Source organism: Paraburkholderia sediminicola (assembly GCF_046027355.1).
Lineage (GTDB): Bacteria > Pseudomonadota > Gammaproteobacteria > Burkholderiales > Burkholderiaceae > Paraburkholderia > Paraburkholderia sediminicola_B.
Genome location: NZ_JAQQEK010000019.1, coordinates 21,653 through 44,666 on the forward strand (window position 1 = coordinate 21,653; position 23,014 = coordinate 44,666).

General features: G+C 58.5%; 19 protein-coding genes. 5 read left to right on the forward strand and 14 right to left on the reverse strand.

The features are described from left to right. Positions 1 to 503 precede the first annotated feature (503 nt). The 4 genes from PQR42_RS28100 to PQR42_RS28115 all read right to left on the reverse strand — a co-directional run bounded on the left by PQR42_RS28100 (position 504) and on the right by PQR42_RS28115 (position 6,768). Positions 504 to 4,871, reverse strand: a complete 4,368-nt coding sequence (locus tag PQR42_RS28100; RefSeq protein ID WP_408494068.1) for an NACHT domain-containing protein — start codon at positions 4,869 to 4,871, stop codon at positions 504 to 506. Positions 4,872 to 5,094: 223 nt separating this feature from the next. Beyond that, positions 5,095 to 5,382 carry a hypothetical protein gene (locus PQR42_RS28105; protein WP_408494070.1) on the reverse strand — a complete coding sequence of 96 codons (288 nt, stop codon included), beginning with the start codon at positions 5,380 to 5,382 and terminating at the stop codon, positions 5,095 to 5,097. A 9-nt stretch (positions 5,383 to 5,391) separates the two neighbouring features. After that, positions 5,392 to 6,384: a caspase family protein gene (locus PQR42_RS28110; RefSeq protein WP_408494072.1), complete on the reverse strand. Its 993-nt coding sequence runs from the start codon at positions 6,382 to 6,384 to the stop codon at positions 5,392 to 5,394. 12 nt (positions 6,385 to 6,396) lie between these two features. Further along, positions 6,397 to 6,768 carry a TIR domain-containing protein gene (locus PQR42_RS28115; protein WP_408494074.1) on the reverse strand — a complete coding sequence of 124 codons (372 nt, stop codon included), beginning with the start codon at positions 6,766 to 6,768 and terminating at the stop codon, positions 6,397 to 6,399. A 491-nt stretch (positions 6,769 to 7,259) separates the two neighbouring features. On the opposite strand from PQR42_RS28115, the gene PQR42_RS28120 reads away from it, so the two are divergent. Continuing rightward, on the forward strand, positions 7,260 to 8,099 hold the full coding sequence (locus PQR42_RS28120) for an alpha/beta fold hydrolase (RefSeq protein WP_408494076.1): 840 nt from the start codon (positions 7,260 to 7,262) through the stop codon (positions 8,097 to 8,099). Between the two features lie 140 nt (positions 8,100 to 8,239). Here the strand turns inward: PQR42_RS28120 and PQR42_RS28125 are convergent, their stop codons facing one another. The 8 genes from PQR42_RS28125 to PQR42_RS28160 form a co-directional block, all read right to left on the reverse strand. Continuing rightward, on the reverse strand, positions 8,240 to 8,452 hold the full coding sequence (locus PQR42_RS28125) for a DUF3732 domain-containing protein (RefSeq protein ID WP_408494078.1): 213 nt from the start codon (positions 8,450 to 8,452) through the stop codon (positions 8,240 to 8,242). Positions 8,453 to 8,598: 146 nt separating this feature from the next. After that, positions 8,599 to 8,973: a hypothetical protein gene (locus PQR42_RS28130; RefSeq protein WP_408494080.1), complete on the reverse strand. Its 375-nt coding sequence runs from the start codon at positions 8,971 to 8,973 to the stop codon at positions 8,599 to 8,601. A 290-nt stretch (positions 8,974 to 9,263) separates the two neighbouring features. Beyond that, positions 9,264 to 10,190: a toll/interleukin-1 receptor domain-containing protein gene (locus tag PQR42_RS28135; RefSeq protein WP_408494082.1), complete on the reverse strand. Its 927-nt coding sequence runs from the start codon at positions 10,188 to 10,190 to the stop codon at positions 9,264 to 9,266. Between the two features lie 24 nt (positions 10,191 to 10,214). Then, a complete protein-coding gene (locus PQR42_RS28140) occupies positions 10,215 to 10,826 on the reverse strand; it encodes a hypothetical protein (RefSeq protein ID WP_408494084.1) in 612 nt (203 codons plus the stop codon). A 262-nt stretch (positions 10,827 to 11,088) separates the two neighbouring features. Continuing rightward, entirely contained in the window at positions 11,089 to 13,035 is a 1,947-nt protein-coding gene (locus PQR42_RS28145; RefSeq protein ID WP_408494086.1) for a DUF3732 domain-containing protein, read from the reverse strand. Then, positions 13,032 to 13,547 (reverse strand): three component ABC system middle component, encoded by a 516-nt coding sequence (locus PQR42_RS28150; protein ID WP_408494088.1) that lies wholly within the window; start codon positions 13,545 to 13,547, stop codon positions 13,032 to 13,034. Before PQR42_RS28150 ends, PQR42_RS28145 begins: the two co-directional genes overlap by 4 nt. Continuing rightward, positions 13,544 to 14,758: an ABC-three component system protein gene (locus PQR42_RS28155; protein WP_408494090.1), complete on the reverse strand. Its 1,215-nt coding sequence runs from the start codon at positions 14,756 to 14,758 to the stop codon at positions 13,544 to 13,546. Before PQR42_RS28155 ends, PQR42_RS28150 begins: the two co-directional genes overlap by 4 nt. Before the next feature lie 388 nt (positions 14,759 to 15,146). Next, the gene (locus PQR42_RS28160) at positions 15,147 to 16,301 is read right to left on the reverse strand and encodes a tyrosine-type recombinase/integrase (RefSeq protein WP_408494092.1); all 1,155 of its coding nucleotides are present in this window, start codon (positions 16,299 to 16,301) and stop codon (positions 15,147 to 15,149) included. Between the two features lie 179 nt (positions 16,302 to 16,480). Here PQR42_RS28160 and PQR42_RS28165 point away from each other — a divergent pair, with 179 nt between their 5' ends. Next, entirely contained in the window at positions 16,481 to 17,434 is a 954-nt protein-coding gene (locus PQR42_RS28165; protein ID WP_408494094.1) for a DNA-binding protein, read from the forward strand. Positions 17,435 to 17,914: 480 nt separating this feature from the next. Here PQR42_RS28165 and PQR42_RS28170 read toward each other — a convergent pair whose 3' ends face one another. Further along, positions 17,915 to 18,745: an alpha/beta fold hydrolase gene (locus PQR42_RS28170; protein WP_408494096.1), complete on the reverse strand. Its 831-nt coding sequence runs from the start codon at positions 18,743 to 18,745 to the stop codon at positions 17,915 to 17,917. Positions 18,746 to 19,337: 592 nt separating this feature from the next. Then, positions 19,338 to 19,742: a homoprotocatechuate degradation operon regulator HpaR gene (gene hpaR, locus PQR42_RS28175; RefSeq protein WP_408494298.1), complete on the reverse strand. Its 405-nt coding sequence runs from the start codon at positions 19,740 to 19,742 to the stop codon at positions 19,338 to 19,340. A gap of 177 nt (positions 19,743 to 19,919) precedes the next feature. Here hpaR and PQR42_RS28180 point away from each other — a divergent pair, with 177 nt between their 5' ends. The 3 genes from PQR42_RS28180 (at position 19,920) to hpaE (ending at position 23,002) form a co-directional block, all read left to right on the forward strand. Beyond that, on the forward strand, positions 19,920 to 20,693 hold the full coding sequence (locus tag PQR42_RS28180; RefSeq protein ID WP_408494098.1) for a fumarylacetoacetate hydrolase family protein: 774 nt from the start codon (positions 19,920 to 19,922) through the stop codon (positions 20,691 to 20,693). Then, complete coding sequence (locus PQR42_RS28185; RefSeq protein WP_408494100.1) at positions 20,690 to 21,448, forward strand: fumarylacetoacetate hydrolase family protein; 759 nt, start codon at positions 20,690 to 20,692, stop codon at positions 21,446 to 21,448. Before PQR42_RS28180 ends, PQR42_RS28185 begins: the two co-directional genes overlap by 4 nt. A gap of 96 nt (positions 21,449 to 21,544) precedes the next feature. After that, on the forward strand, positions 21,545 to 23,002 hold the full coding sequence (gene hpaE / locus PQR42_RS28190; protein ID WP_408494102.1) for a 5-carboxymethyl-2-hydroxymuconate semialdehyde dehydrogenase: 1,458 nt from the start codon (positions 21,545 to 21,547) through the stop codon (positions 23,000 to 23,002). The last annotated feature ends 12 nt before the right edge of the window (positions 23,003 to 23,014 follow it).

A 23,014-nucleotide genomic window follows, 5' to 3' on the forward strand; every position in this document is an offset into this window, starting at 1 on the left:
TCACCTCGATACTGGCAGAATTCACCGCTGGATCGACGATGCCCTGTTCAAATCAGCCAACGGTGCAGCCAGATACAGTCGCGGCATGCTTAATGACAGCTGAAGACCGGTGCCTCGACGCCGAGATGGCTACGCGCCCTAGCGTTGGCGATAGTGGTGAGAGCCGCTATGGCATCACCGGCCGCGACCATACAGCGGATGGGAGCGCGCTGGCTATCACCCAATGAGAGCTTCCAGTTCTTTTTCCCAGTTCAAAAGCCATGTAACAGGCGGCCACCTGCCGTCGTATTCTGCCCACGAAGGGCTGTGTCAGACGTATCCATTTGTGTGCTCCTTCGGAAAAAACGAGCGTGCAAGTCCCGTTTTGCTGCAGTCGGGCTTTCTGTCGCCGCCCTCACGCATAGCATCTAGACTGAGGGTTAGATCGCCAGCCTCACATTGAACGAGCGAGAAGTCTCTCGTTTGAGGCGTGTCTATAACTGTTTGCATTCCTCATCGCTTTATCAAGAGGATGAAAATGACGCCGGCGTGACTGGCGATGGATCGTCTAACTGCGATGAAGACCCACGATCCTGCGCTAGCCAAGCCACTTGCGCGCGGCCGTCCTGGGCCAGGTAGGCGATTCCATATGAATCCACCCACGCGGGGAATTCGCTCTCCACAGCGCCAGGCCTACGGATCGCGGCCTTTCGTTCGCCACGCAGCCACCAAATCAAAGCGCATTGACTCCGCTCCAGCAACGCCATCAGGGCGTCTCGCTGCGCAACGAGGGCGTCACACCCCATGATGCGCCCGACCAGCCCGAACACAATCGCATCGCCACGGCGAACGGCGTCGTGTTGAAGGTCCAGCGTCAGCCCCCAGCTTTGGAAGAACAATGGCGAAGGCAGGATGATCTCTCCCTCCTCATCCTGACGATCCGGGCTTCCGCACCGTCCGGCAAGCGATAGAGTTTTGACGGGCAGCCCGGTGCGGTCAAAGTTGACGACCTCCCGCCGATCGACTTTCAGGTCTGGCCATTCGGCGAGCCGAACGTCAGAATCGGATGGCAGGTCTACCCTTCCCCAGCCGATCAGCCGCTGTCGCATGTCCGGCGCTTGCAGGGCCTCGAGCAGCACGGGCAAGTCTTCCGATCGAATCAGGCCAGGTGTAATCTGCCACCAGATGTCGACATCCTGTTCCTGCTTAAGCCCCCATAAGCCCGGTGTTGGTGGGCGTTTCCAGACGTGCTCGGCGGCAACGCAGATCCACGGGCCCTTTCCCCACTCCGGCGGAACGTTCGGTTCACGATTGATGATGTCGGTTGGAGCCAACCCACAAGCGTCGCTTGAGCCCCAGCGTTTTATGTCGTCTACATCGATGGTCGGCCAAGCCGGTAGGCTTGGCATGTTCCAGAAAGCATCCCCCAAGGATTTTACGGCGGCCTTCGGCGTGGCTGCCAGCCAGCGTGATGGGTCAAACATCTCGATATAGTTAATCTGCACCGGCGAGTCATACGTCCGCGGTTGGTGCCCGAACCCGGGCGTCATGCAGTAGTTATCGGCAAGGAAGGCCAGCATGGTTTGCCAACTGATCCATTGATACTTCTTTCCAATACGCTCCGTTCTGCCGGGGCCTTCAATCCGGCTGTCCGATTGAGCGTAGCTCCCGGTATCAAACGCTTCGAAGCGCGCCGCGGTCCAGCCGAGTTTAAGGCAGTTCCATACGACAAAGCGTGCAGCAAGCGGAATATCGAAGATGTCCGATGGTGCGCGAGACACGCGTGCGCTTCCGGTGCTGTACGCCCGTGCCGGTTCAGCCGAATTGGGAAGCGGTTGTGACGAGAAAGGCTTGCTTCCAGATGTGCCACCCATGACGTACCAATAGAAATCACTGCTAGTCGCTGATCCCGCAAGACGATGGAAACCACTTGATGAGACATCGGCACGCAGGGTCTCTACTGAGGGCAAATCGTCCAGTGGCAACGTGCTTCGATATGGTGGGCGGGCCAGCGATAGGTCAATTCCCTGGATCCAGCCTTGTTCGCTGGCAATTTCGACGATTCGACGCGCGTAGTGGCGTATCGTGAGATGGCAATGCGGTATTTCACTGGCGAAGATGGCTTCGTGGACCTGCCGTGCTGCCTGTGCACACGCGCTCTGATGTCGGCCGTGGATCAGCACGCCCCAGGTCGCAGCGAGGACGGATTCCAGGATGTAGTCGTCGTTAACAGACAGGAATTCGGTGAGCGCTACAGGAAGCGCGCTTGGGCATGCCATGAGCATGCGCGTCAGGCCACGAGTGGCATCCTCTCGCAACTGCTGCTGGGAGCTTGCACTCGTCCATGCCAGCAGTCGTACTGCCATGAGAGCAAGACTGGCATCTACGCCCGAAAGATCCGACGCTTTCGCCCAACGCACCAACCCGGACAGGTTGGAGCCAGCATCGAACCAGGGCTCGGTCAACCTGACCGTCCAGTAGGCGTCGCGGGCGCCGGCACAGTGCATTCGCTTCAATCGTGGATGCAGGTAGTGCTCCATTGCAAATGGATGACCAGGAATCAGTGCAAGCCGGATCAGTTCATCAAGGTCTCTCCCATCTGAGAGGCGCTCGCCCTGTCGTCGGTACATCTTCCACAAGGCAGGCCTGTTGCCAGCGAATTCGGATGGCGTGCATCGCCACCTCATGCTGTCGGTGATGGCTTGTCTTAACTCTTGATCAACATATTCTTCCGCGTCGCATTGGGCGTTAGCGGCAGCAATCAAGCTAGGTATTTCGATACCCGCAAGTCTTGGCACTGCGAGGCACAAGGCAGCCAGCAGTCCTGCCCTGCGCGATTTCAGAGGGGACCCCTCCCACTCGGGCGCGGCGAGCCAAGCCAGCTTGCCACCGCGTGCCAGCGCGTTCGTCAGGAGGGCCCTTCGCTGTTCTGGCTCAGCGTGGCCTTCAAACAGTTGTTGAAGCAGGCGATCCGCAATGAACGTGTCGGACAGGCGCTCGAAACCGAATTCGACAATATCGTCATCGTCTTCGATGCGCGTCATCAATGCCCCGGCGGAGCAAAGAAAGCCGATCAATTCATCGTTGCCGGCAGTACCGCGGGCAATCTCATCGGCCTTGCCGCGCGGCAGCGCAAATTTGCCCGAGTCGATCATGGCAGCGGCGATCTTGCTCAGGGATCGCCTGACAGGTGCGACTCGAGAGGGGTCAAGCGAGAAGCGCCCCTGTACGTCGGTCTCGAGGCGTTCGATCCATGCGCCCCAGACATCCAGCCACGAGGGCAACCAATGCGCGGGGGAAGCACGTCCCACGAGGCTCTTCACCAGCAATTGGACGTAGAGCGGATTGCTGAGCTCGCCGATCAACGGCGCGACAGGTGCCTTGATCCCGTAATGGGCACAGTACGTATCCATCGCATTCGGCTCGATGCCGGCAAATCCTCGATGCGCCCGCTCCGCCCAGAGTGGACGAATCGGGTCGGGTTCAGGCAGGACGTGAGTCTTATAGTCGGACCTCACGCTGATAGCCAGTGTGAGATAAGGATGCTGAAGAATATCGGCTATCAGACCATTGAGTTCGTGCTTCCAACGAGTTCGGTTCGATGTCTCGTTGAGGGCGTCGATCATAATCAGGGCTCGCCGCCCTGACTCAGCGGCCGCCTGCTCTAGGATGTCGAGGATCTCATCGAAGGTGGCGTCACCATAGCCCCAGCTTTGAGCCAAAGCCGTCCGCAGGTCTGTACCACCCGGTAGCGTTTGGCCCAGCACACCGAGGGCAACGCCACCGGAGGCTAGAACACGCCGCACCTCGTGGACCAGTGTATGCGTCTTTCCTTGGCCTGCTGGGCCGGTCAGTAGCAGAACCCGTCGCACGGCGAGCGTTGTACTTTGTCGAATGCCCCCTCTTGCTTTATATGCCCCGTCGGAGATTGCGCGTAACTGCCGCGCCTCCAAAGCGCTGGACAGGATAAGGCCATCGTCGAGCGAACGTTCCAGGGCCATCGCCGTGTCAACAACGCCTGTAAGTGTCCGCTCAATAAGCCTGGGGTCCGGACAGTTGCAAGGGTGCTCGCGGAGTTCTCTTGCGATAAGACGCATGTCGTCATGGAGATGTTCGAACTCTGAGTATTGGATGGCATCCCAAACTCCGGAGATCGAGCGATCAAGCTCCTGCACCACGAGATCCCGCATCAGAAGCCAATCAAAAGCGCTACCGGCACCGGATTCAACGTGGGATTCCCGGGTATATCGGGGGCCGGCATCATTCTGCAGGCGCTGCACTTTGCTTGCTAGCCAATCCTCTACCGATTGCCTGGCGCGAGGATTCAATTTGCTCAGGATTACCCGAAGATGTCCGTCGAGCTGGTTCTCAAAGCTGGGTGTGTCATCGAAGTAGTTGACCGAGCCGATCCATTGGTCCTGGTCCTTGAACGGGGCTGAATCGAAGAAGACATTCAAGCGGCCAAGTTGCTCCGCATTGCTTGTTGCAGAGTCAGGATGCCGCAGCCGATAGACATAGATTTCTGGGGCTTTGCTACCCAGGCGCCTAGCCTTCCAGGCCCTGTCGAATTCGTACTCGCTCCCCGACAGAAAGGGGGCTCCGCTGTCTTTACGAAATTCGTTGATGGGAATTGGAGAGCCGAATCGGCTGCGGAAGATGCCGATGTAGACGTCGCATGCCTCTGGCACCGGCATGCGGTCGTTGACCGACACCTGAGGTGATGCCAAGGCATCGAACGGAACGCCAGGTCCCCAATCCCATGCGACCACTTCGAGGCGAGCTATTTGCGCGATCAGCGGATCGGCATTCAGACGCTTGACGACGTTGGAGGCAGCGGCTCGTTCAGCCTCACAATCGCCGGGGGAGGACAGAAAGATACGGAATGTGCGCATGCTTGGTCTACCAGGGTCGCCCATCCTGTTAGGGGGCGCATTGCAAGATGTTGGAATGGAGAAATGTCGAGCTCGCGTGGAGCGCCGAGGGCCGCGCCACCGAATACCGTTATCTGGAAAAACTAAGCTGCCGAGCACCCGTCATGGCTCGATGTCACCAAGGCGGGCGTGACACCGCCGTGCGAAGCGGATGCATCGTCTTCGATGAACTGCCCTGCCAAGACTAGCGCTTGGCAGGAACAACGCCGAAGAAGCCATCGATAATGGGAAGGTACCGGAGAACCTGATCGCGATCACTATTCTTCTCAGCCTCGCTGAGCTTGGCGTACGGCGTGGCGATCTGCGCATCCCAACGCGCGACGAGGTCGGCCGGGATAAGCAGTGAGCCGTCAGCGTTCCGGCGGCACTGCTGGTGGAGGTAGGTCTGCCAATGGGCCCATCGCTCATGCTCGATCGCAGCCAGTTCTTCGATCAGTTGCTCACGGGAAAGAGATGGGCTTTTCTTGGTCATTCCTACCTCTTAGATCAGGCCTTCTTTGACGAGACGCCAGTAGTGTTGGCCCAGTACGGTTAGCCCGCAGGACTTACTTTGCATGGCGGCATGCCACATGTGTGGCGCGCCGATGGGCCTTGCCAGGTTGACCTTCACGTACCGTTGCAGAACGGCAAAGATAGCATTCTTCTGCGGGTCTGGCGCAGGAATGGCGGGATCGTCCCGCTGTTCCTGCAGGCGTTCCGGTTCATACGACGGGTCGAGGTGAAATTCGAAGTCGCGGGTTGGAAAGTGGGTCGTCAGTGCCTGCAGGTCCACGAGCTCGATCGGCGGGTTTGCTTTTCTCAACGACACGAACGTCTTCACGTTGGTCTTGAACACTGGACGTTGAGCCCATGGCCCAAGAGACTGATCGATGTGCGCGTAGACACTCCCCGGCGTGACCTCGCCTACCAGATTTGCTGCCGCGCCGCCCAGCGCATCGACAAATAGGTTCGTAAACACACCAGCCCCTCCCCCCGGCACTTCCTTCGCATACTGCTCGGCCGTGGATGCAGTCAGGATGGTCATGCCTTCGCTGATTTCGGCAAGGCCGCCGGTACGTGTAGCGTCGCCGGCTATGCCGCTATGACAACTGTCCAGAATGATGACCTTGTTTTTTGCTCTGGAATTGCTGGCGAACGTCATGACGTCTGTCAACGAAAGTCCGTCGTCGCCGGTTTTGCAGTCGCCAGCGCACAGGAACCCGCCTGTGTCCTCGATATAGCCATGCCCGGCAAAGTAAAAGAGCGCAATGGAAGAATCGCCAGCGAATAGTTCACGGACCGCATCTCTGAGCATTTGCCGAGTCACGACATCATGCGGCCCGGTTCCTGTTATGACCCGCGGCTTTGGAAAATTGACGGTTCCGTCCGCGTGACGTTCCAGCGCCGCCTTGACCGAATGGGCGTCATTGACGCACCCGCTCAGAGCGGGGATGTGATCATAGTGGTCAATCCCGACGATCAAAGCCTTGCGCATAGCTACCGCCTTTTAGAGGGAGTCGATGAAGTCACTGATGTTCTTGTCGTTCCACACGTAGGTGGTTACGCCCGGGATGTCGGTGCGATCATCAGAATAAGCCCAGATGCCGCGAACCGGCTTCTTCTCTTCCTTGGCACACTGGATTTCCCACTTTTGCCCTTCGGAAGCCTTCGAGTTCTTGCTAACCAGGACGATGACGCCGTCCGAGCGCTTGATTCTGGTCCGCACTTTGTCCTTCCAGCCGCTGTCGTACGCCTCTTTGACGGACATATCGATGAACTCATAGGGTTTGCGAGGGCTCAACGACTGGCCTTTCAGAAAGTCTCTCTGGCGCTCGTCTTCGATCGCAAACGCAACGAATATAACCTTGGTGTCAGACATTATGCTTTAACCCCATAGATGAAAACTGCTTTCGGCAGTGAAAAAACACCGTCAACAAGATGACCAGTGACGCGCTCCATTTTGCTCTGTTGGCGCCTGAACAATATTCCACACACTCTACCCGATTTCCAACGAACATCGATGATCAGACGGTCGTGTTCGGCGAGGAAGCTGTCTCGCCGATAACGGAGTAAGGACATTCCAACATCCGGTGCGCACGGAGGATTCAGTCGGTCGATGCAACACTCGCGTACTTCAGCGCATTGTCGCTGACACTGTTCAGTCGTTATTTATTTCCATGATCGCAGGGAAGAGATAGAATTTCAGCGACCGTCGAATCAATCTCCCGGATCCATCCTTACCGAGCACTTGGACATCGTGGTGTAAGCTTTTTCGGTTGTCGGCCCTGAGCTTCGTCGCTGTTTGCTTTAAGAGCCTTGCAGTTACCACTTCGCAATCGACGCGACCAGCAAAACTGACAGTGAGACGGAATGGCCTTTGTCTTTTTCCACGGAATTGAACAGCAGGATAAGAAGGCAGACGAGCTTCGTATGCTGTGGATCGACAGCATCAGAGTCGGGCTCGACCGCGCCGGATCTAAAAATCCGTTGCCGCTGCAAGAGTGGGTCGTTATGCCTTACTACGGAGACCTACTCGCGAGATTAACACCAGCTGTGAGCCAGCAAATTGATAATGTCGGTAACGCAAGAGACGCGACTGCACGGATCGAGGGGGACGAACCGTCCAGGCAGCATGTGCCGAGCGCTACGATGCAGCAACTGCTCGGTGAGATCAGGAGCGCGAATGGTGATTCTCGCGCCCCACAGGTCGACGTTGGCGAGCAAACGCACCGTGGTTTCAAAAACAATGTATTAGGTGCGCTTTCCAATGTCGTACCTATTGCCGCGCAAAATCAAATCGTAAGTCGCGTCTTGCGGCAAGTGGCTGCATATCTAGATGATGTCTCCCTGAAGCGTGCCATTCTCGAAATTGCATCATCCGCCATTCGTGAGGGAGCTAATGCATCTGAGGCCGGCAATGAGCCATTGATCGTCGTAGCGCATTCATTAGGCTCTGTGATTGCACTCGAAGCCCTTGCAGACTTTAGGGGGAAGCGCGTAGACCTGCTGATGACGATCGGATCTCCGCTGTATAGAGACTGTGGCATCCAGGATGAACCCAAACGCACGCAGGTGGCCGGAAACGGTGAGAAAGTGGGTGAACATAGCAGACCCCAACGATGTAGTCGCGCTCCATCACTCAATCGATCGGCGCAACTTCCTGAAGAACTGTCCGGATCGAGACCCGGCTGCTGTCTGGAACATCATTGACATCAAAAATCACATGGACAACCACCACGGAATCGCCGGTTACCTCGACGACCCGGTCGTTGCACAACTGCTTACCGACGTCAAGCTTTGGCTATGAGCCAGTCAAAGGAAGCAGGGGCATCATGCGTCGGCAGGCCTTGCTAACTAAGTAGTGGCCAGTCTTGCGGGACAATCTTAATCCCGTTGCGCCAGCGCTCACGCACGGCTGCCCGAAACCGTGGGTCGTCGCTGAAGTGCGGGTGGTCAGTGATACTAATCTGGAAGCGCCCCTCCTCTTCTTCGATCACGTCGAATATCAACGTGTAAAGCACCTTGACCGCCGCCCGGTCCGTATCGATTTTGCTGGGCTCCACGCGCTGAACGGCATCGGGCCACCTCAGGAATTTGACATGGATAGCTCAGAAACCGTCGTCATAGGACAACGCGCAATTATGATGTAGGAATTAGGGCGTTTACGGCTGGGAAGGTGCCTCTGCGCAGCCTGCACCCACCCAGGGTGTCAGCCCCCCATGCCTGAGCGCAATTCCCGTGTAGAGCGAGTCGGAATCGAAATCGAAGCGGAAGGCGCTCTACTTGCTGGCCAACTCGGATTTGCTCCGTGCCAGAATAGCGTCGTTCTTTGGTCGACCAATGTCGGAAGGTAGTCTGGCACCGGCTTTCTTTTATTCGAGACCAGCCGCAAAGGCAGTTTCCCTGATTCGTGGCGAAACGGTTTTCTGCTTTCTATGAGAAAGCAATTATTCAATTCAACAACGGTATCCTCGAGCAGTTCAATGAGGCTGTGCCCCACCTCTTCGAGCGTAGAAGCGTCGAGTTCGACGACCTCGTCGATCAGGTTCCCGATAATTCGTCTCTTAATAAGGTCAGACTGCATATACCCTCTGTCTCGACGGAGCAAGAACTGGTCAGCGTTTCCGATGCCATGGCCGTGGCCTCACATCTGCCGCATGAATTCTAGCGACATTACCTCCCAATGGACACGCGAACGACGCCAATATCGACTACGGAGAACGGGTAGATCATGCCTTTTGCATGGTTCGCCTCTCCCTCGGGGGCCGGGTGCGGCCGCTTGCCGACGGACATTCTGGTAGGTCGGGTACGGGAATCGTTCCTCGTTGCACGCCTGAGTGATCCGCAAATGCACAGATCACTGAATCGGGATGATCAAAATGAAACTGGACGAGGGCCTAGCGGCGGCACTGGGATTGGAACGTTGTGAAGTTCCCGAACCAGGTCCCTGTACGCATTTTCCGCATCCGGGCCGTCGGTCAGATCTAAATATCTTCGTCCCTGCAGATCTTGCGGGACGAATGCCTCGCCGGAGGAAGATCGGCGCACAACAGGAATGAATTTATTTGTTCCCACGTCGCGCATGATGTGACTGCTTACGAGCATCTGTTCATAGCCCACACCGCCCTGCCGTTCGTATCCCCTGCGCACATATTGCTCGGTCGAGATAACAAGCACACGATCACTTTCGCGGACGCCCCTGACCATAAACGTGCTCAGGTCCTCCCCAAGGCCAAGATGCCACTGATCCAGGACTACGTCGATGCCGTCGCGCCGCAGGGCCGTCGCCAGTTGCGCGACCCACGTGCGATGCTCCGGTGAATCCCAGGAATACGAGATGAAGACGCGCGGAGGTCGCGCTTGCGGCGCGAGTATCGGGTTGGATGTAACGCCTGCAGCGTGAAGTACTTGGCCGAGATCGACGTTCTTGACTGCCCAATGGGTGCGGTTGACCTCCCCCTTGGACCCGATGTCCAATGCATCCCACAGGCCCGAAAAAACTTGTGGAGATATTCCCGGGACGGTGGGATCAAGCGCAAACGTCAAGCCGAACTCTGACTGCCTGCGCATCAGCCCGGTAATCCGGCCGACCCGGGCGGGCGCCTGAACATATTTCTCGTACGCAAATAGAGTGGGCAAAGACATCAGCGCGGCGAGCGCGCTCTCGTCCGAAATGCTGAAACGCTGCTTCACACTATCGTGCGTATATTCGAAGACCCGGTCGTAACCCATCGTCCACGATGTACCGGTCCAAGCTTCGTCATTGCCGGACATCAGCAGATTGTAGTATTGGTTTTGCATGAGAACCCCTACTAAATGTTGTGCTTACAATCCCGAGCCGAGTTTTCGCTTCAGCAGAAACCAGCACATGCCCAGTGCGAGTGATCGGCCGAGCCGGGCCATCTGCTCTTCTGAGACGCCGACTGGCCGATGGGACCCGGGGCTGACGAAACCATACACACCTGCCAGGCCTTTCTCTTCCTCCAAAGTGATCAGGCCAGCCGTCCTCAGATAGGAGATCACTGCCCCCCATTTTGACGCGTTGTAATTCTGGTCCTTCGGTGTCTTCATGCTTTCCGCGATATCTACAGCAAGCGTTTCTAGAGCAATGCGAGCATCGTTGAGAGACGCGTTGTAATTCGGAGGCGTTGCGCGAAACATTTCTGTCGATTCGTTGATCTTGCGGATAATCTCTGATGCACGTGGTGCGCGACAGCTTCCCAACTCACGCAACAGATCATCGTCGACCGGAGCGGCATCCCCGATTGACGGATCGGTCGCCCGGATATCCTTGTCGTCGATCACGTAGCCGTCGAGCACGAGACATTGCACAAGGTCGGTCCAGCGTTCGTCGAAGCGGTACCTTGGGCTAACCGCGGACCGCAGGTTGCCTTGCGTGCGAACAATTTCGTCAAGCACGACCATCAGCGCGTCCATAAGGCCTCGCAGCAGCAGCTCCGGATACAGATCCGAAGGGATGCAGGCTTTTCCAAGTAATACGGTACAGACCGTCGACTCCTGAAGGGCGAGGAACTGACACAGCGATAGTCTTGTTCGCTGACTAAGCATGATGTGCCCTCTTTTTTCTATGGTTCATGGTTGCTGCGTATCCGGTGTGCAAGCCTTGCGCGAACCTGGCCGGCACAAGCGAGGGCCGAGGAAAGCAGCGCGACAAACGCGAGAAACTGGAAATGAACCGCTAGCTCGATAACGGCCAGTCTTGCGGGATAAGCTTGAGCCCGTTGCGCCAGCGCTCGCGGACAGCCGCCTGAAACCGTGGGTCATCGCTGAAGTCAGGATGGTCCGTGATAATGACCTGGAAGCGGCCTTCCTCTTCTTCAATCACGTCGAATATCAACCTGTAAAGCGCTTTGACCGCCTTGCGGTCTGTATCGATTTTGCTGGGATCCACGTTTTCGCGCTGGACGGCATCGGGGGAGAAGTGCGCCTGCGAAAGCTGATCGAGCAGAAGAAATGAGGGAACGGGGCGCTTTCGTTCCGCGAACCACTTGTGCAGGGCAAGATGCGCAACGATGTGGTAGCCAACGTGGTTTTCCCCGCTGCCAATTTCTCGCATCGGGATCGGCCGATTCGGGGTGTCTGCAACAATAGTCAGCGCCCTCGGGTCGAGGCGCAGCGGACTATCCGAGTATTCGAGGTCGACACGTTCAGCGTAATCGGAGAGACTGCGGTTGACGTTGGATAGGCACGACTCCAGACGTTCCTGGATGGCGTCAGTACTGACGGCTTCGTAGAGATCCAGTTCCTGCTCTCTGAGCTTTGCAAGCTTGTTGCGTTGCTCACTTACGTCGGGCATCTCCGGAATGTTTTCGACGTACAGGCTGATACGCCCAACTACCAGGGCCTGACGCGCCTCTGTGTCCGACGCGAGCTGTAGTCGCTTGCTTGATCGCTTGATGGAGCCAAGTAACTCGCGATTCGCCTCCACGTCGCGACGGTTCTCGATGAGTTTCTGTTCAATCTCAACAATCGCGGATTCAATGCGTGGCGTCGCCGAATCCATCGCGCCGCCGCGCTCTCCGATATTGTCCTTCGCTGCGCGCAGCTCATAGATTGACGGTGCAGCGGACGCTGCTGGAAGGTCCTGCAGGCACAATGGACACGCGTGGCCTTGAGCAGAAGGTTCAAAAACGGAAATTGCATCCAGTCGCGCGACATGCTCGGCGGCTTCTTTTGCGAATCCCCGAGAATTGCCTTCAAACGCGCGAGCCCTGTCTATTGCAGCCTGGATAGCGCGCTGCGCCTGCAATAACTCGGTACGTTTCTGTGTCAGTCTATGGAATTCGGCCTGCTCATCGCCTTCCGCAACAGGCGGAGCGATCGGAGAATTCTGTATTCGTTTCAGGACTTCCACTTTCTCCGCCCACGCAGTGTCATCCGCGAGGTCGGTCAGCCCGACCGATTTAGCCTCTGCCAGCAGGGTGTCAGCACGACTCACGCCGTCGCCGACGATTGCGGATGCTTCGGCCAGCCGTTTTTCGAGTTGCCGGATTTCGGCGCGGACCTGCTTCAGCAGTTGCTGGTTCCGGATGTATTCGTCGGTAACGGCTCCAAGAAAGTACGGCAAGGTGTCCTTGATCGCCTGGGCTACGAAGCGATCGCTAGCACCATGAAACAGGACACCCTTCTGGCCAATCTCGTTTTGTGACTGGAAGCAGAACGTGAGCGCGTGATTGAAGGTCGCGGACAGCGGCGGACGTGAGTGACCTGCCGGCGGCTCGTGCAGATAGTCTGTTATTCCCACCCAGGATGCCAGCATCGCCGCGAGTCCGTCGGTGTTCGTGGTCTGCCGAAGTTCGGAGGCTTGTGGGATATCGAGCGATTGGCCGATCTTGATGAAAACTGCCTCGTTCGATTTGCCGTTACCGGCCGGCAGCTTCCGTGCTATAAACGCCTGCCCGTGCGTTGTCTGCAACAAAAGACCAAACCATCCGGCACCCCGCCGGATGATTCCCTCTGGAACATCGAGTGCGGACGAGCCGAAGCAATAGTCGATTACGCCGAGAATTGCGGATTTTCCCGTGCGCGAGTCGCCGGAAATGATGTTCACCTTTCCGGGCTCCAATGGCAATACCCGGTGACGACCGTCATGACTATACGCGACGATCGCTCTTATCTGAATCATGGCTGAAGTCCCAGAAGCGCAAGCGTGGTAGCGGATGTTCCGTTTTTTTGTAGCCAGCGGCCTACAAACTGGCCCCGGCGGGTGCAATCCTGCACATCAGGACCCGCGTGTTTCACATAGCTCGTCATTTTCTTTTTTGCGCTGTCAATCGGAGTCAGGCTCGGCCCGGCAGTCACAAACGCCCCATGATGAACGCCAAAAATGATTGCTTCCCTCACGTACGGTCGCAATATCTCGACTCCTCTTGCGATCGCAGATCGCTCGAGCGGATTATCCTGAAGCCAGGCGATGAGAGAGGTTCGGATGGTGCTGGGTAGCTGCGAGCGCGTCTGGCCACGAAGCACGAGGCTTGCACCCACGAACGACAATTCAAGCGGCAAACCGTTTTCGCCTGATTCCGTCGAGAGCGCCTCCTCCCTGTATCCGAGCGCAATGTGCCACAGGACAACCGCACAGAATGCAGGATTCAGGAGATTGCGCTGCTCAATAGTTCGCTCGTGCCATGATGTCATGACGTACTGTCCTCGGCGTGCAGGTCGAGAAGTGCTTCAAGACGCCCTGCAAAATCGGGATGCCAGCCGAGCCGCCGCTCGTCGGCAAGCATATGCAGTGACCCGCGACATACCCACGGAACACTGACGCCTTTCTTGATAGGCACCAATCCGTCTTCCGCCCACTTCAGAATTGCCCGGCCAGCCCGCTTCATCTCTTCTTCGCCCGCGGTCTCTTGCAGTTCATCACAAACCTGGGCGCGGATGAGCTCCCATTCGCGAAGCAGCCGCGTTTCGTATTGCTTCAGATCAGTCTCAAAAAGCAGATCATGGCGGGTCCAGAGGGATCTCTGACGGAATGCCTGCAAGTAACTTGTGATCGCATTATGGATGCGAAACCTGCTGCCACCGACCAGTTCGACCTGCTTGTAGAACGGGCGATTAGCAAACTCTGGCAAAGAATCGAGCGCGATCATCAGCGCATCGATTTCCTGATCAATAGGTAACGAATCAGGCTTCAACGACTCCTGTATTTCAAGAATCTGCGCATCCATTTCCGCACGGCTGATGCCGTCATCGGCACTTACGAGTCCGTGGACCACGCGCCTCAGCCACCAGCCCTCAAGCATCTGGACGGCCATTTCATGGTGATGCAGTGAGACATGGTAAAGCTCTGACTGCAACTGACTAGTGATTTCGTCCACGTTCGGTTGCGCTGGGACCACGAAGATGTTCTCAAAGAGCGCCTTTCTCGCACTGTCTTCCAAAGCGAGATAGGCCTTGAAAATGTCGGAAAGCTCTTCGTTCGTTGACGTAGCCGCAGCGTGCTTCAAAAGCTTCGCGGCAGCTTCGACGTTCCGCTTCGTCTGGTCGCAGGAAAGTGCCTCACATGCCGTTCCTTCGGAGACGGTGGACGTCGTGATCAGGAAATGCGCGACAGCTACCGGGATCTCGCCGGACGAAGAACCGACCAGCCAAACGCGCAATGTCTTCCAGACCTCGGCGCTCAGGTCACCAAGGCTCGCGGCGGTATTGAGTGCATGTTTCGTTTGCAACACTGCAACAGGGTCGCCGTCGGCGTGAAAACTTACGTCATCGAGTGCTTCGATTTTGACAACGAAGTCCGCAGTCCGGCTTTTCCTGACTGCCCACACTAGCGCAAGCCGAACCTGATAGAGGTAGCCGAGCATTGATGGCCCGGCGTTGAAAGCACTAATGCTCGTCTGCTTCATCGTGTGTTGGCTCCTGCTCACCGCGCTCGGATTACGTGCAACTGCTCGGCACATTGCGGGCATCCACCTTTTGGTGAAAGCGCAGCAGACTAGGTCCAGGTCTCGACATAAAACGGGGTGCCTGTGATGGCACTGGGGTTGCCCGGTCCATTGCGGGGGGGCGCAAGGCGGGGGCAAGTATTCGCGCTGGTCGTACGCCTTGAATGCAGTCGCCGCTGCAGCATCTCATTGAATATGCGATTTATATGAGACTGCGGAACATCGCCGGCTTTCGCCCCGGACTTGTCGAAACAGAGATTGGCGCTCTCGTCCGCCATGTTGCCCCCGATTTCTTATGGTTTTAAATAGCGAAGTGATTCTCTCACATTATGTTTATGTGTTGCAGGGATCAGTTCTGCTCGGGTTCGCGCACGGTATCGGTGTGCCGCTGGTCATCTTCGGCGTGCAGATAGATGCCGGTTGTCTGGATTGACGCATGACGCATGTTCTTCTGGATGAAGCGCAGGTCCGTGCCTGCATCGGCCTGATGCGAAGCTGCACTGTGACGAAGCCAGTGTGTCGATGCACGTCGCAGCGTTTCAGCGCCGGCTACGTCGCCCGTTTCGAGCATATCGGCGGCGCGTCGAAACACTTCCTTGACGATCAGGTAGACCGCTGCCGGCGTCAGATGTCTGCACGGGTCGCCCGCGACGCTCATCACCGCGGCCGCCGTCTCATTCCCCGACGGCATCGGTGCCAGCCCGTGAAAAACCCGGTACCGGGCTAGGTCCGCCATCAACGCGGTGCTCACGGGCACCTCTCCTTCGGTGCCGCCCTTCCCCACCACATGCAGCCACCATTTGCCCCGGCGCTGATAGAAGTCTGCGGCCTTCGCATTCGCCGCTTCCGAGACCCGCAGTCCCGTGTCGTATAACAGCCGGATCAGCCAGCGGCTGCGCTCGTAGTGCTGGTGATCTCGCGCGGTGAGTCGCGGCCACTGCTCGACGCTCCCGAGTACGTGATCCCAGAGCGCGTGGTCCAGGTACCGCTCGACCCGCGGCGCGCGCCTGGCGGCCGCCCCCGTCCGGCGCCGCAGCGCCAGCGGATTGCCGGCCAGATAGCCAGCACTGACCAGATACGACAGCAGGCCCGACACGATGCCGAGCGCCTGGTGCTGGCTGCGCGCCGAGAGCGGGCCGTCGAACAGCCGCCGCGCGGCGCCCCGCCGCGGCCGGACGGGGTCGGCCCAGTCGCCAGTGGGTGCGGCGAGAAACCGTTCATACAGCAGGAAGTCCTCGCGCGTGAGGCTCGAGAGCGGCTTGCTCAGCGTCCGCGTGGCCCACAGCAGCAGGCGCACCGCTTCCCTGCGGTAACTGCGCAAGGTGTGCGGCGAACCCGCATATTCCGCGAGCCACAGGCGCACGGCCTCCACGTCGCTGTCCGCGGCAATCTGCAGGTGGCCGCCCCGCGCGCGGTTGGTGCCCGCACGCCCGTCAAGGGCGGCAGGCAACGCTAGCGACAGGGCGATATCAGGCGATTCCGGGGCGGCGGCGGGCAGGTTCATGGTGTGACGCGTTTTCGGATGGAGTTTTCGCAGCGTACACGATCAGAACTTGTGATTATGGGCGTTATCACAAATTTCTCGCTCTTATCATTATATATATAACGTTATATGATGATATACAGATATAATTTTTTGGCGAAACGCCCTCTTCAACCGCTTTTCACGGTGAAACTCCGCCCATGAGCCGTATCAGTGACACCCGTCTCCGCACCCGGGAAGCCGCCGCGCAACTTGTTGCCTCAGGCCGGCTTGCGCATGAACTCACCGTTGACCTGATCTACGCGGAAATCCGCCAGGGCAGCCGCACCACCATCAATGACGAACTGAAACTGTGGAAGGACGAGCAGACGCGCAATGACGCACTCGCCGCAGCGCTGCCGCCCGCGGTCGCCAATGCGATGCTGTCGGTATGGGCGCTTGCGATCGAACAAGGCGAACGGGTCTTTGCGCAACGTGGCGACGAACTCGAAGCAGAAGCGGCCGCAGCCATCACACGCGCCGGGACACTGGATACGGCCAATGCGGAGCTTCAGGGCGAACTTCGCAGCGTTCGCGGCCAGCTTGACGACCAGCAGGCACGACTTGCCGCAGTGCTTGCGAAGCTCGCGCAGGTCCAGGGCGGGCGTGACGCCGCGCTCCGGCAGGCTGAAGCATCCGTGGCCGAAAGGGACGCAGTCCGCGCGCAATCGGAACAGGCGCTGCACGACATGCGAGCCGCTCATCTCCAGGAACTCGAAGCATTGCGCACCACCCACGCAGAACATGAAGCGGCGTTGCGGGCACAGGTCGATCAGGCGACGGCCCGGCTCGAGGGCGTCCAGAAGCGCGTCATGCTGCAGACCGAGGAGGCACGTGATGCACAGCGGCAGGCCGAGGCGGCACTTTCGAAAAACCGGCAGCGCAATGAGCAGCTCATAGTCGACGTCCAGCGAATCTCGGCCGAAGCCGCCGAACATCGCCGCGTTGCCGAACAACACGAAAAGCAGCTCGCCAGCGTGATGGATGAGGCTCGCGATCTGCGCCGCGAACGTGATGCGCTCGCCCGGCAGGCTGCGTTACTGCAAGGCGAGCTCAAGGCTCGTGGCGATGCCCCGCCGACACGTGCAACCAGACGTTCACGTCACGAGACCTGATACTGTCTGGCACGATCCGGGAGTACACGGGATCGTGCGAGAACTCGCGCTACGATCTGGCGTTCTGCTCCTGGCGATTGCGTCATGACTGCTGTACGGTCACGGACGACCGCACAGCAGGTATCCTGCGCCGAACTGCATCGGAACGTGTTAGATGCGGAGCGATAACTTGCTGCGCGGTATGCGCTATTAGACGCAGACGGCTTGTCAGGATGTCTGAAATGGAACCTTCACCTCTGTCACTCGAAGCTTTGTCCATCAAACGTAGTCCTTCCATCTTCCACCATTCTTCGAGCTTATCGACAACCATAAGCAAATCGGCCTCGGTCCACGAAAAATCGAACAGCCGTTTCGGAACACCAGCGTCTTTGCTCGACTTCAACCGAAACGCGTGTTCATCTTCCAGCGAAAACCCTGTTCGACATCAACCGAAATCTCTGTTCGGCTTCGCCGAAATACGCAGCCCGCGGGCAGCCAATCTCAAATCATTTTGTATGCCCCGCCAATCCATTCGGTCAGCAAGTCCGCGTACTTGTCGGGCGCGTCCTGCCAGACAAAGTGGCCGCACTCCACGATCTCCACGCGGGCCCGGGCCAAGCTGCGCTCCAGAAAATCGGCATTGGCCAGAGGTGCAACGGGATCCTCGCGCCCAGCAATCACAAGTGCCGGCGCCTTCATCTTCTCAAGTGCCAGGGGAAGATTGGGTAGATCTTTCGCGTAGCTCTTGATGTACTGCGCGGCAGCCACCCAGCGGCCACCAACTGACGAAAGCCGGTAGTCCTCGACAGCTTCCCGAGGCACAGGCGTGCGCATCAGTTGCGAAAGCGCTTCAAAGGCCAAGTCGCTTCCTTCGAGACCGTCAAACGCCCCGTTTGGTGCGCCGATGAGGTCTAGAACACGGCTACCCGCGTGTTCAAGTACAACGGACGCGCTTCCCAGCACGAGGCTTTCGAAAAGTTTCGGCGAGGCCGCTGCCGAAAACAAGAGCGCGGAAGTGCCGACATCGGGACCAACGCCATGAACCGGCCCTATGTTGAGCTTCTCGATGAATTGCGCGATGAACCGCCCCATGCCTGTCGGCGACATCACTTCGGGCCGCCCTTCCGAGCGCCCAAAGCCTGGCAGATCGACAGCTATCACGGGCGCCGCTTCAGTGAGCGACGGCCACAGTGCGTGGAAAGCCAAGAGACTTTCTGGCCACGGTGTCGTCAGAAGCACAGGAGTGCCATTCTCGCGGCCCGCGCGTACATAACGCACCTTGAGGCCGTCGACCTCTACAAAAGTTGGCTGCAGACTAAATAGATCAGACATTTTCGTTGGCTGAAAAGTGAAGCACTGCATCGTCGAGCCCTGCCTGTGCCGCGGGAGGGGATGCTGATCCGCTTCACCGAGGACAAACCGTCCGTGATGAGCGGGGTTGAAGACGTAGACACACCAATCGACCCAAGTCAGGTCTGCTTGTCAGCCCCCAAGAGGAGCCGCGTCGATCCTGTCACAGAGGCTCGGGCACTAGAAGCCGTGAGCATGGCTATGGCCGACGCCCTGAAGACCCGTACCGATCGCCGGGTGCCGCCTCCTGCGAGCAAGCTCAATGAGCGTTCTGCGCGCCAGTTCGGTATCCGGTGCAGCGGGGCCTCCAATGGCGATACGCGCACTCACACGAGCTTGATAGATAGATGCGAGTGTCACAGACCTCAGTCTAAGCATAGGTCATGTGGCGCAAGTGACATTTATTGGTCGATTAGTGCCACAATGTCTCATCACCGAAGTCAAGACGCACGGCCAACTCCTGTTCGTCGTCGATCAGGCCGCCACCATCGGCGCGTTGCCCGTGGCAGTCGCCCGTGATGAAGGAGTCCCGGTCGCATATTTACCGGGTCTGCCTATGCGCCTCAACGCCCTCCTACTCGTCCTCCTCCAACCCCGCGAGCAGATCGTCGACCGCGCGATACACGCGCTCGACGATCTCCGGCCCCACCTTCCGCTCCAGCTCTCGATAGTGCGCCTCGAGATCCTTCGAAATCACGCGCACCAGGTCCACACTCGTATCGGTTAGCGACACCAGCACCCGCCGCTGGTCCTCCGCGAAACGCTCCTTGGTCACCAGTTCCATGCTCTCCATGCGCGCGAGCACACCCGCCATGCTCGGGCTCGAAATCGTGCAGATATCGGAGATGTGACGCGGCTCCATCGGCCCGTGCTCATTGAGCGCGCGAATCACACGCCATTGCTGCTCGGTCAGTCCGTGCGCGGTAATCAATGGCCGGAAACGCTCCATCATTTTTTCTCTGGCGCGCAGCAACAGCATCGGCAGGTTGCGGTGCAAAACTCGGGTAGAAGCGGATGCGGACATGGCGAATAAATTAAAAGCAGCTGTCGAAGCTTAAGGGAAAACCCGCGATCAGCCGACAGGCTATTGACCGTGGATGATATCAAGCGCAATACTACTAACATGTTAGTGTTTTTGCCGAGCGACAGCTAATTTATGTTTGCACTTGCCGATCACCTGCTGCATCCCGAAGGCGACGCGCTGCCTCGCGACGTGGATGCGCGCACCGTTGCAGCGTTGCTCGCACGCGGCATTGCCTGCCGCGCGCCGGTTTCCGGCGCTGTTTATGGAACCTTGCTGAACGACCGGGCTGCTTTGGAAGCGTTAGGCGAGGCGGTGCATGCCGCGCCCTACAAAGCCCCGCCCAAAGCGCCGATCCTCTATCTGAAGCCGCGCAATACGTTCGCCGGTCATCGCGCGCGTGTCGTCGTGCCTGACGACGCATTGGGCGTGGAAGTCGGCGCTTCACTGGGTATCGTGATCGGCCGCACTGCAACACGCGTTAGCGCGGATCAAGCGTTCGACTACATCGCCGGTTACACACTGGTCGCCGATCTGAGCGTGCCGCATGCGAGCGTGTACCGGCCTTCGGTACGGTTCCGGGCGCGCGATGGTTTTTGCGTGATCGGACCGGCGGTAGTTGCAGCGCGTCATATTGCGGCGCCGGACAATCTGGCGATCAGGGTTTCGCTTCCAGGACGCGAGGTCTTCACGGCGAGTACTGCGTCGTCGGTACGCAACGCGGCGCAATTGCTTGCGGACGTAACCGATTTCATGACACTCAGTGCCGGCGACGTCATTACGCTCGGCGTGCCTCATGGTTCGCCAGTCGCCCATATCGGCGACACGGCCACGCTATCGATTGGCGGTTTGCCGCCGCTCGAGGTGTCGTTTGTCGGTGCAGCAGAACAGGATGGAGAACAGCAATGATGCGCGGCCGTGTTGCGTATGCAGGAGCGATTCATGAAGCCTATCCGGACGCCAACGGCGTGCGCCTTGCCGACGGCCGCGTACGTCGTGAGGATGAAGTGGTGTGGCTCGCACCGATCGAGGTCGGCACGATCTTCGCGCTTGGCTTGAACTACGCGGAGCATGCGAAGGAATTGCAGTTCAACAAGCAGGAAGAGCCTTTGGTCTTTCTCAAAGGCCCGGGCGCGGTCATCGGTCACCGCGGCTTTACGCGCCGCCCCGCCGACGTCACCTTCATGCACTACGAGTGCGAGTTGGCTGTCGTGATCGGCCAAACCGCGCAGAGCGTCAAGCGCGAAAACGCTATGCCGCATGTAGCCGGCTACATGATCGCCAACGACTACGCGATCCGTGACTACCTGGAAAACTACTACCGCCCCAACCTGCGCGTAAAGAATCGCGACGGCGGCACGGTGCTCGGTCCCTGGTTCGTCGATGCCGTCGATGTCGAAGACGTCACGCAACTCGAATTGCGCACGTTCGTGAACGGCACGCGGCAGCAACACGGCAACACGCGCGATCTCGTCACGAATATCCCGGCGTTGATCGAATACCTGAGCAGCTTCATGACGCTAGCACCCGGCGACGTGATCCTGACCGGCACGCCGGAAGGCATCGTCAACGTCAATGCGGGCGACGAAGTGGTCTGCGAAATCGACGGCCTTGGCCGTCTCGTCAATACGATTGCATCAGACGCGGACTTCGGCCGCGTCTGATACGACAGCTTTGCATGGGATCAGAGTAAGCGCTAAAGCGCCAACTCTGATCGACACACGAACTCCGATCGACAGTAAAAGAGAAAGGACAAGACAATGCGAATCGACCATCTGATCAACGGCAAGTCTAGCGCCGCGAAAGACTACTTCGAAACCGTCAATCCGGCAACGCAAGATGTGCTCGCTGAAGTCGCCCGCGGCGGTGCGGAAGAAGTCGACGCCGCCGTGCGCGTGGCTAAAGAAGCGTTTCCGGCATGGGCCGGCAAGCCCGCGACGGAACGCGCAAAAGTCATCCGCAAGCTCGGCGAGTTGATCGCGAAGAACGTGCCGGAAATCTCCGAGACCGAGACAAAGGACACCGGCCAGGCGATCTCGCAGACCCGCAAGCAACTCGTGCCGCGCGCCGCCGACAACTTCAGCTATTTCGCGGAGATGTGCACGCGCGTCGACGGTCATACGTATCCTACCGATACGCATCTGAACTACACGCTGTTCCACCCGGTCGGCGTCTGCGCACTGATTTCGCCGTGGAACGTACCGTTCATGACGGCAACATGGAAAGTGGCACCCTGTCTCGCGTTCGGCAATACCGCCGTGTTGAAGATGAGCGAACTATCGCCGCTAACCGCCTCGATGCTCGGCAATCTCGCGCTCGAAGCCGGCATTCCCGCCGGCGTGCTGAACGTCGTGCATGGCTTCGGCAAGGATACCGGCGAACCGCTGGTGGCGCACCCGGATGTGCGCGCGGTGTCGTTCACCGGATCGACGGCAACCGGCAACCGCATCGTGCAAACCGCGGGCCTGAAGAAGTTTTCAATGGAACTGGGCGGCAAGTCACCCTTCGTGATTTTCGACGACGCCGATTTCGAGCGCGCGCTCGACGCCGCCGTGTTCATGATCTTCTCGAACAACGGCGAGCGCTGCACGGCCGGTTCGCGCATTCTGGTGCAACGCTCGATTTACGCGCGCTTTGCCGAGCGTTTCGTCGAACGCGCAAAACGTTTGACGGTAGGTGATCCGCTGGCCGACAGCACGATCGTCGGCCCGATGATCAGCCAGGGGCATCTGGCCAAGGTTCGCAGCTATATCGAACTGGGCCCGAAAGAAGGCGCCACCCTCGCGTGCGGCGGACTCGACACGCCCGATTTGCCCGACGCCATGCGCAAAGGCAACTTCGTTCGGCCAACGGTGTTCGTCGACGTCGACAATCGCATGCGGATCGCCCAGGAAGAGATCTTCGGCCCGGTTGCCTGCCTGATTCCGTTCGACGACGAAGCCGATGCGATCAAACTCGCCAACGACATCTCCTACGGCTTGTCGAGCTACATCTGGACCGAGAGCACCGGTCGCGCCTTGCGCGTCGCCGCAGCGGTAGAGGCCGGCATGTGCTTCGTCAACAGCCAGAACGTGCGCGATCTGCGCCAGCCGTTCGGCGGCACCAAGGCATCGGGCGTGGGCCGCGAAGGCGGCACGTGGAGCTATGAGGTGTTTCTCGAACCGAAGAATGTCTGCGTGTCGCTAGGCTCGCATCACATTCCGCGTTGGGGCGTCTGAAGCGCCGGTCAC